Below are 8,406 nucleotides of genomic sequence, written 5' to 3'. Positions count from 1 at the left end.
AGCTTTAAGATGTCAAAGTTAAAAAACAGAGAATGAGCGAGAAAACAGGAGAAAACATTACTTTATAGTGGGAGGAACAACATTAGAAGCATCATTATAGTTTTAACGTATCTTCTTCAGTGCGGAACCGACAAAGGTAAAAGAGAACTACGCCAAATTTGAACTGGACTCGCCAGCCCTGCATTTTTTCCTGAATGTACGTCCTTTTTGAGAAATAAGGTGTACTAAACCACTTGGGCTTCCAAGTAGATAACACAGAAGATGTGGTTGCAATGGGGCAAAAGGCTCCGTCAGGAAAAGCTTCTTACCATCGATGAAATGAATACGACTTGCTTCTATACCGTGCAGGATAAAGTGCGGGTGTATGATCCTGATTGAAATGCATGGGAGATATTCTACACGAAGGAAGATTCCGAGACCGGGATTTATCTCTATGCTGTGCACCACCATCTACATCAGCACCAATTGAACCTAGTTCAATCACATACCCCTCTAGCATGAGGGGTATTTTACTAAACACCTCAGGAGGAATAATCATGCAAAAAGTCGTTGTCCTTGGAACTGGTCCTGCAGGACTTACTGCCGCAATTTATCTTGCTCGTGCAAATATGAATCCGCTTGTCATTGAGGGAAATGAACCAGGAGGTCAATTGACCCTGACAACGGAAGTAGAAAACTTCCCTGGGTTTCCTGAAGGAATTATGGGACCTGAACTTATGCAAAACATGCGTAAGCAAGCAGAACGGTTTGGAGCGACATTTCAGAGAGGGTGGGTAACGAAGGTAGACCTCACTAAACGCCCTTTCACGCTAACCATTGATGGATCGGAACAAATTCAAACGGAATCCCTAATCGTCTCAACGGGGGCTTCTGCAAAGTTGCTCGAAATCCCAGGTGAGAAGGAGAATATCGGACGTGGTGTTAGCACATGTGCTACCTGCGATGGTTTCTTCTTCAGAGGGAAAAAGGTCATCATTGTCGGTGGTGGTGACTCTGCGATGGAGGAAGCCAACTTCTTGACGAGATTTGCAACAGAGGTAAGAGTTGTTCATCGTAGAAGCGAACTTCGAGCCTCAAAAATTATGCAAGATCGAGCTCGTAATAACCCCAAAATTACCTGGAGTTTGAATTGTACCCCCATCGAGGTTATTGCAGGGGAAAAGGGAGTAACGGGTCTCAAAGTAAAACATAACGACACTGGCACTGAAGAAATCATCGAGACTGAGGGTATTTTTGTTGCGATCGGGCATCGACCAAACACTGCTTTCCTCCAAGGTCAAATCAAAACGGACGAAACAGGCTATATTGTCGTAACCCCTGGTACAACGGAAACCAATATCCCTGGAGTATTTGCGTGTGGTGACGTCCAAGACCATCGTTATCGCCAAGCGATTACTGCAGCTGGAACTGGATGTATGGCAGCACTTGATTGTGAGAAATTTCTCGAAGAAAATGCCGTTCACGATTGGAGCATTACCGAACCGAAATCATATCAAGCATTGGTGGACGATAATATTTTCTTTGGTGGGGCAGCGGATGTTGATTCCATGATTGAAAAAGAGGGAGTGGAAGTGGTAGTAGATCTACGTGGAGAAGCAGAGCAACCCGCATTTTCAAATCCTGATGTTCAGTGGATACAGATTGCACTCGGTGATAATGCCAACACGAATCAGGATGTTCTCTTTAAACGTGCGATCGACGAAGTAGTGAATGCCTATAAAAGTGGAAAGAAGGTTGCGTTCCATTGTAACGGTGGGCGCGGTAGAACGGGAGCAGTAGCAGCGGGAGTGCATCTCACTCTTGGCTTAAGCACAACACTCCAGGAGGCAGAGGAAAAAGTAAAAGATAATTCGTCCCGCAGTCAACATCAAACCTGCACAAAGAGAAGCTTTGGAAAAGTTGTTTGGAGCATGATGGGTCTCTCTTCATGTGGGGAAACAAGAAAATCATATATTTTCTTTGTACCGGTAATTCGTGCCGCAGTCAGATGGCAGAGGGCATCACCGACCTGGCGGGAGCAGGATCAAAGCCGCCCACGTCGCAGAAGCCGTTACGCACCACACCAATATATTGGATGGACGAACCAAGTAGTAGCCGGATTGAGATTGAACGCAAAAACAGTTCTGGAACCGGTGGCCGACCGCTTCCCGGACATATTGGAAGACATGGACGAAGTGGCTCCGTCAGAATTGGCTTGCTCACAAATGATTGCGTCTGAGCCGCAGCGGCTCATTACCAACCGTTTTGCGGCGCAAGCAGTGGCAGTTTATCTAAATGAACTGTTTGGGGAGAGCTCCTTGTCTACACACGTGACGTTCTTCCACGCGAAGAAATTGTACATGCGTGGGGAAAGGATTGTTGATGGGTGAGTGTCCAGATTGGGCACTCTTTTTTTGTTTTGTTAGAAATTCTTGCAGTTTCAGTTAATCGGACTGGTATCCCGTCAGTGCTATTGATTGACTCAAACCTACTCAGGGCAGCGTTGCTCGTGGTCATGAAAAAGCTCCCTCACGCTGTTGTAGGCACGAACAGGTAGATAAAGGTAACTACACCAGGGTAATAACAAGTAAGCTGTTGGTTGTTTGAGCGAGTAGGGTACATCCATAGCGTTTAAAGCGTAGCCAATTTCTTGCCAATAGACGGGATTAAAAGGATTTTTCCATAAGATTACGCTCCTAAGTCGGTGGTAACGCACATGGGCATGACTCGTCAGGGCCTTACCTCCGAAGAAAAAGAAAAAGTTAAACTATTACAGCCCTCCTTCGGAGATTCGGGGAGGGATTTTTTTTCTGTGAAAATCCCTTATGCCTTAGTATTGAAATAAGGAATGGAATTCACCATCACAATTATTCACTAACCTGAAAAAAGACAATAGAATGCCCGGGACATCCAATACGCGGATGCCTGTATAACTCACAAGCAAGTTGGGAACAATAGTTAAGTTTAGGAAGGAATCGTTCTTTCGATATACGCTTCTTTATTTAGCAACAAGTGATGCATAATGATCAAAAGTTTGTGAGCGAGAGCAATAAGAGCCTTTTTCTTGCCACGACGAGAAGCTAATTTCCAATACTTTGCTGCTAAGGCTGTGTTACGGGTTCGCGAAGCCGCCCATGCAGCTTCACAAAGAGCAGACTTTATGTGTGGATTCCCCTTCGGGGTTCGAACGGCTTTTTTTTACCTGCACTTTCATGGTTGCCGGGGCAAACCCCAGCCCATGACGCTAAATGAGCAGCAGTTGGGAATTGACTCATATCTGGCCCCATTTCAGCGAGAAGAATCGCAGCCGTTTGTTTATTGACACCAGGTACGGATTGAAGGAGTTGTACCTCTTCTTTGTATGGTTCTAGGTATTTCTCAATCTCTTGGTCGAGTGTACGAATCGACTCCTCTAAAAACATAATGTGGTTCCAAGACTGGCGGATGAGGAAGATCTGATGATGGGTGATGGTTCCAAACAGAGAGTCCGAAAGGGCTTTGACTTTATTTTTCACCTTTCCTTTCACACAACGCAAGATTTCGGCTTCCTCTACAAATCCTTGTTCCAGAAGACGAGTAAGCAGATTACGGCCAGAGACACCGAAGATATCAGAGATCACGGTGCCCAGCTTTACGTTTGAGGCTTCCAAAACCTTTTGAATTCGATTTTTTTCGGAAGTTAGGGTACCAATCCATTTTTTACGCAGACGAGTAAGTTCACGCAATTCTCGAATATCAGCTGAAGGCACGAAACTCTTTTCAATTAAGCCATGTCGTAAGAGTTTTGCGATCCATTCGGCATCGGAGATGTCGGTCTTTCGACCGGGAACATTCTTAATCCGATGTGCATTCGCCAAAGTGATGTCGAAATATCCCTCAAGAATGTTATATACGGGCTTCCAATACACTCCGGTGCTTTCCATAGCTACATGGGTAACTCCTTTTTCTTCGAGCCATTGCAACATCTCAAACAAGTTACGGGTCATGGTTGGGAAAGAGCGAGTTTCACTGAAAGGGACCTCGTCCTCTTTTCCAATTAGGACGCTGACGACAATGTTTTTTTGATGAACGTCCAAACCTGCACAGTGGGTAAGGATCACATCCATGTTGTTCACTCCTCAACATAGTAAATCCAAGGGTGAATGGAACAACTGAAGTTAAGAATTTTTCTGTTCGTGGTCAAAGCTTGGAAATAGTTAGCCTTGCCGACAGTGGGGTGTACTCAAAGCTGCTCCATACAGTTTTATGCACAGGGTTAAACCACCAAAAAAAGCTACGTATTTATTCACCCAAGGTTATTCTCTAGTTTGGGAAGAAAAGAAAAGAGCCAAACCCATTTTCATGTTGGGGTGTGGCTCGAAGAGACATGAAAGTTTTATGTTGAAAGGAGGAAACGCTTGGGGAATGAAAGAATTGTTTCCAAAAATGGTGAGTGGCAAGCATACGTTCCGTCTTGACTACTAAATACTAGTCAACGATACTTTTGTTTATTGGTGATCAAAAACAGAAACGAAAGGGGAATTAAGGATGTCAAACGTCTTCACGTTGTGTGTGGTTCGGGAAGATGATAAAATTCTCGTCCAAAAACGTGAAAAAGCCCCTTTTAGGGGATATTGGAACGCACCAGGAGGAAAAGTAGAACCAGCAGAAACACCTAAGGAAGCTTGTCTCCGAGAGGTAATGGAGGAGACGGGTCTTTATTTAAATGACGTGAAACTTCGAGGTATTATTACTGTAAGCACCAGTAGAAGGTCTCATGGCACCTCTGTCCTCATGCTTTTCGAATCAACCGACTTCCAAGGAGAAATAACTGGCTCGTCAGAAGGTCAGATTGAATGGGTAGAAATCGATAAAATATATCAAAGCAAAAACGTGCCTGATAGCTTTACCTATCTGTTACCTTACCTTATTGAAACCGATGGCCTAATTACAGGTAAGTTTGTATATGAACGGGATAAGCTAGAAGTATTTGATGTCTCTTTACAGTAGAACAATACATATGCCACCAAAAGGTGGTTTTTTGTTTGACATTTTTGGTTGGAAATGTAAAATGACTATTGAAAATCATTTGCTTTAGGGGTGTTGACGAATGGGTAGTAGTGGATCCGGTCAATTCGGAAATTTGAGACCAAATCTTGATGAGAACAAATGTGAAAGAGCACTAAAAGATGTTTCTTTGGAAGATGTGGCGCTTTGTGAGTACTATCGACAAAATGAAGGGGTTCCTTCCATTACTCATCCAGTGCAGGTGAGAGAAGGTCTGTTTCATGGAAGAATCGCAGTAGAAAGTTTGGAGTCAAATCTGGTCATTGGTTATCTTCCGAGCATTTATAGCTATATCCCCAGCTGTATTAAGCAAGGCTATTCATATGTAGGAAATGTCACCTACAGCTCTAATTCTGTTGTACCAAAAGTTATTGTTAATTTGGATGTTGTGAATGAGTAGAACATTAGTTATTGGGGAAGCTTATACTGACTTTCATTTGAATGCATTGGAAGGTAACGAAAAACATGTCGTCCGATTGGGAGGGGTTTTCCATAGTGCACGTGCTTTCCATGCTATCGGGCAAGAATATTGTCTTGCTGTTATATCTCCGTCTTATCTGAATGAGTCAATTTCGGAGTACGCAACGCAACTTTGTGCGAGTTCACATTACTTTGTAGGTCTTGTGGATAAATGTCCGAATGTTATGGTAATTGCTGAGTCAACTGAGGCAGGCCATCAAGGTTATGAGGATGTATTGAAGGATCAAGCTGTTGCCTCGATTGACGGAGAAACACTGTCTATGGCAATCATTGAATTCAACCCAACAGATATTTTGATTTATCCTGGGAAGTACGATTTAGCTAGTATAATTGATATTTTGAGCGGGTACGAGGGCAAAGTTCATGTCGATTTTCAATACGGTACCGATCAGCTTAAGTACTTTGTAGATGGAGGCATTACATTAGAGACTGCAATTCTTTCCACATCTTCAGACATGTTCAAAATCGATTGTGGTTGTTCATCGGACGCGTTAGTGGAACATCTTCATCCAGACATTGCAAAAAACATTCTCTTGAAAGAGAATCGCGGCGGTTCGAAATATTACCAACACAGTTCGAAAACTTGGACGTCGGCTCCAGCGTTTCCTATAGAAACGAAGCATTCTGTTGGTGTCGGAGATTGTTATAATGCAGTTCTCATTTCCTTAAGTTCGGTGTTGGAGATTTCAGACACATTGAGACTGGCAGCTTACATATCTTCTATGTACGCAAGTACCTGGCATCATGAGTTCTTCTGTTCTTATGTGTCGAACTACGAACAGTTAATTGAAATCGTTCAAATGATGCAAGGAACGGAGCTGCATTGGGAAGAAAGGCAGAATTTCCACATATACATTGCAGGTCCAGACTTTGATAACGTGGACACGTTGTGGATCGACAAGGTAGAAGAATGCCTCCGTTACCACAATTTTGTGCCACACAGGCCAGTAAAAGAAAATGGATTAATTAAAGGACACGAGCCGGAGGTTCAACAACAGGAAGCGTATGATAAGGACATTGCATTACTTCACAAGTGTCAGATACTAATCGCAGTCCTTATCAATGATGATCCTGGAACCTATGTAGAGTTAGGATGGATGGCAAAGGCCGGCAAACCTACGATCCTTTTTGATCCGGAGAAAAAGGCAACAAACCTTTTCCTGAAAAAAACGGCAACTACTGTTTGCCACACATTGGGACAAGTTGTCGATGAAGTTTATCACCTGCTAGGAAGGAAAGGTGTTGCCGATGAGTAATTATGATGCCCTTTTAATGGCTTCCGGTGGAATGGATTCAACTGTAATGGCGTTCTGGCTGCAGAACCAGGGCAAAAAGGTTCTCCCTTTGTTTATTGATTATGGGCAACATTTTAGAGATACTGAACTTGAAACATTAAGAGTTGTTCTGCCCGAACAAATGAAGGATGCCATTGAGATAATTAATATTGGCGACATCTATAGACATTCCACCTCGAGAATGATAATTGAACCGAACTTGTGGGAAGACGATGTGGTAGCTGATGATCTGTACTTACCATACCGAAATTTACTCTTTTTGTCCGCAGCGGCATCATTTGCTCAGTCGTTGGGAATAAAAGAAGTTTATTCGGCTTTTATAAATTCCAACCATGCTAAAGAGATAGACTGTTCAAAAGAGTTCTTTGACAGGCTTGGTGGACTTCTTGAAAATTATGGTACAGTACAAATTAAAATGCCGTTCCGTGATTTATCTAAACAAGAAGTAGCGCAACTTGGAATCAGATTAGGTGTACCAATTGCTATCACGTATTCATGTCAAGCCCATAGCAACACACACTGTGGAGTTTGTCCAAATTGTGTTGATCGCCTTACTGCGTTAAATAGTATATGATTAACCTAAATGCCAGGGCAAAATGCCTTGAGATCCGAAAGATCCCGAGGCGCTGGACAAACTACTCCCTTGGTCGAATTCACTGCCGTCAACCTGCCGGATGGTTCAATCATAGATTACCAGAGTCCCCATCGAATACATAGGTGGGGACTATTTGACGCTTACGATGTACCACTAGGTGGTCAATTATTAGATTAGCATTCACAAATATACATTTACCGAATGCACGAAAAATTGATAAAATAGGATAACACTGTATTTTCTTGAGGTCCAAATGAATTAGGACTAAAATTGAATATAAAAAATATATCACAATTTAACAATTCAATTCATTGGCATTTAGTGTTTTGGTGCTTGGAGGGATTGAGATATATGGGAGAATCGATTGGCTATCAAGTGACACACCATTCATTTTATAAATTTATCACTAATCTAGAACGGGAAGACATGGTACAACGTGATCGTGGAACCCTTTTTGAGTTATTGGTTACGGCATATTTGAAGAAAGAACCAATGTATGCACGATTATTTGATGAAGTATGGATGCTAGCGGATGTTCCTGAAGAGTATGGGATTCCTAAGAGGGATACAGGCGTAGATTTAGTTGCTCGGAAAAGGGAAACTGGTGAATTGGTTGCTATTCAATGCAAGTATTACACAAAAGATACAGTAATTCAAAAGTCTCATATTGATTCTTTCTTAAACGAAGTAGGTAAGAGTTATTATGCAGAGGGCATAATTGTAACCTCAACGGATAAGTGGAGAGTTGAGTCCGTATAATTGTGTAAAAACAGCATCTCTCTAAAAATAAGGGAGCCATTTTCAATCCCCCTCGGTTAGAATGAAGTTGACTAGACAACATTCGAAGGAGAGGGAATTTGAAATGGCTCAATACCAGATTACCGTAGATTCGCAACTTTTGCATCAGCTTTTTCTCGGCAATTCACAGGATTCGGGAGTGGCCAAGTTGTTGGAATCCGTATTGAACCAAGTCTTGCAGGCACAGGCGACCGAACAGTTGGGGGCGGAACC

General features: G+C 42.7%; 5 protein-coding genes and 5 pseudogenes. 9 read left to right on the top strand and 1 reads right to left on the bottom strand.

What is annotated here, in order from left to right:
- Positions 1 to 536: 536 nt before the first annotated feature.
- From trxB to AB1L17_RS30965, 3 pseudogenes are all read left to right on the top strand, one after another.
- Positions 537 to 1,472: pseudogene (gene trxB, locus AB1L17_RS30975) on the top strand (thioredoxin-disulfide reductase); the annotation flags it as partial.
- A gap of 75 nt (positions 1,473 to 1,547) precedes the next feature.
- Positions 1,548 to 1,751, top strand: a pseudogene (locus tag AB1L17_RS30970) (protein-tyrosine phosphatase family protein); the annotation flags it as partial.
- 176 nt (positions 1,752 to 1,927) lie between these two features.
- Positions 1,928 to 1,999: pseudogene (locus tag AB1L17_RS30965) on the top strand (arsenate reductase/protein-tyrosine-phosphatase family protein); the annotation flags it as partial.
- Positions 2,000 to 2,943: 944 nt separating this feature from the next.
- On the opposite strand, the pseudogene AB1L17_RS30960 reads toward AB1L17_RS30965, so the two are convergent.
- Positions 2,944 to 4,085, bottom strand: a pseudogene (locus tag AB1L17_RS30960) (IS110 family RNA-guided transposase).
- 421 nt (positions 4,086 to 4,506) lie between these two features.
- Here AB1L17_RS30960 and AB1L17_RS30955 point away from each other — a divergent pair.
- The 6 genes and pseudogenes from AB1L17_RS30955 to AB1L17_RS30930 form a co-directional block, all read left to right on the top strand.
- Positions 4,507 to 4,968 (top strand): NUDIX hydrolase, encoded by a 462-nt coding sequence (locus AB1L17_RS30955; protein ID WP_412848784.1) that lies wholly within the window; start codon positions 4,507 to 4,509, stop codon positions 4,966 to 4,968.
- A gap of 100 nt (positions 4,969 to 5,068) precedes the next feature.
- Positions 5,069 to 5,425 carry a hypothetical protein gene (locus AB1L17_RS30950; RefSeq protein ID WP_412848783.1) on the top strand — a complete coding sequence of 119 codons (357 nt, stop codon included), beginning with the start codon at positions 5,069 to 5,071 and terminating at the stop codon, positions 5,423 to 5,425.
- On the top strand, positions 5,418 to 6,761 hold the full coding sequence (locus AB1L17_RS30945; RefSeq protein WP_412848782.1) for a nucleoside 2-deoxyribosyltransferase: 1,344 nt from the start codon (positions 5,418 to 5,420) through the stop codon (positions 6,759 to 6,761). Before AB1L17_RS30950 ends, AB1L17_RS30945 begins: the two co-directional genes overlap by 8 nt.
- Positions 6,754 to 7,374, top strand: a complete 621-nt coding sequence (locus AB1L17_RS30940; protein ID WP_412848781.1) for a 7-cyano-7-deazaguanine synthase — start codon at positions 6,754 to 6,756, stop codon at positions 7,372 to 7,374. Before AB1L17_RS30945 ends, AB1L17_RS30940 begins: the two co-directional genes overlap by 8 nt.
- 372 nt (positions 7,375 to 7,746) lie before the next feature.
- Positions 7,747 to 8,154 (top strand): restriction endonuclease, encoded by a 408-nt coding sequence (locus AB1L17_RS30935; RefSeq protein ID WP_412848780.1) that lies wholly within the window; start codon positions 7,747 to 7,749, stop codon positions 8,152 to 8,154.
- 103 nt (positions 8,155 to 8,257) lie between these two features.
- Positions 8,258 to 8,406: pseudogene (locus tag AB1L17_RS30930) on the top strand (IS256 family transposase); the annotation flags it as partial.

This window comes from Brevibacillus jepli (assembly GCF_047229145.1).
Lineage (GTDB): Bacteria > Bacillota > Bacilli > Brevibacillales > Brevibacillaceae > Brevibacillus.
The sequence above is the reverse complement of the archived record's forward strand: the minus strand, read 5'-3'. Positions and strand labels throughout refer to the sequence as shown.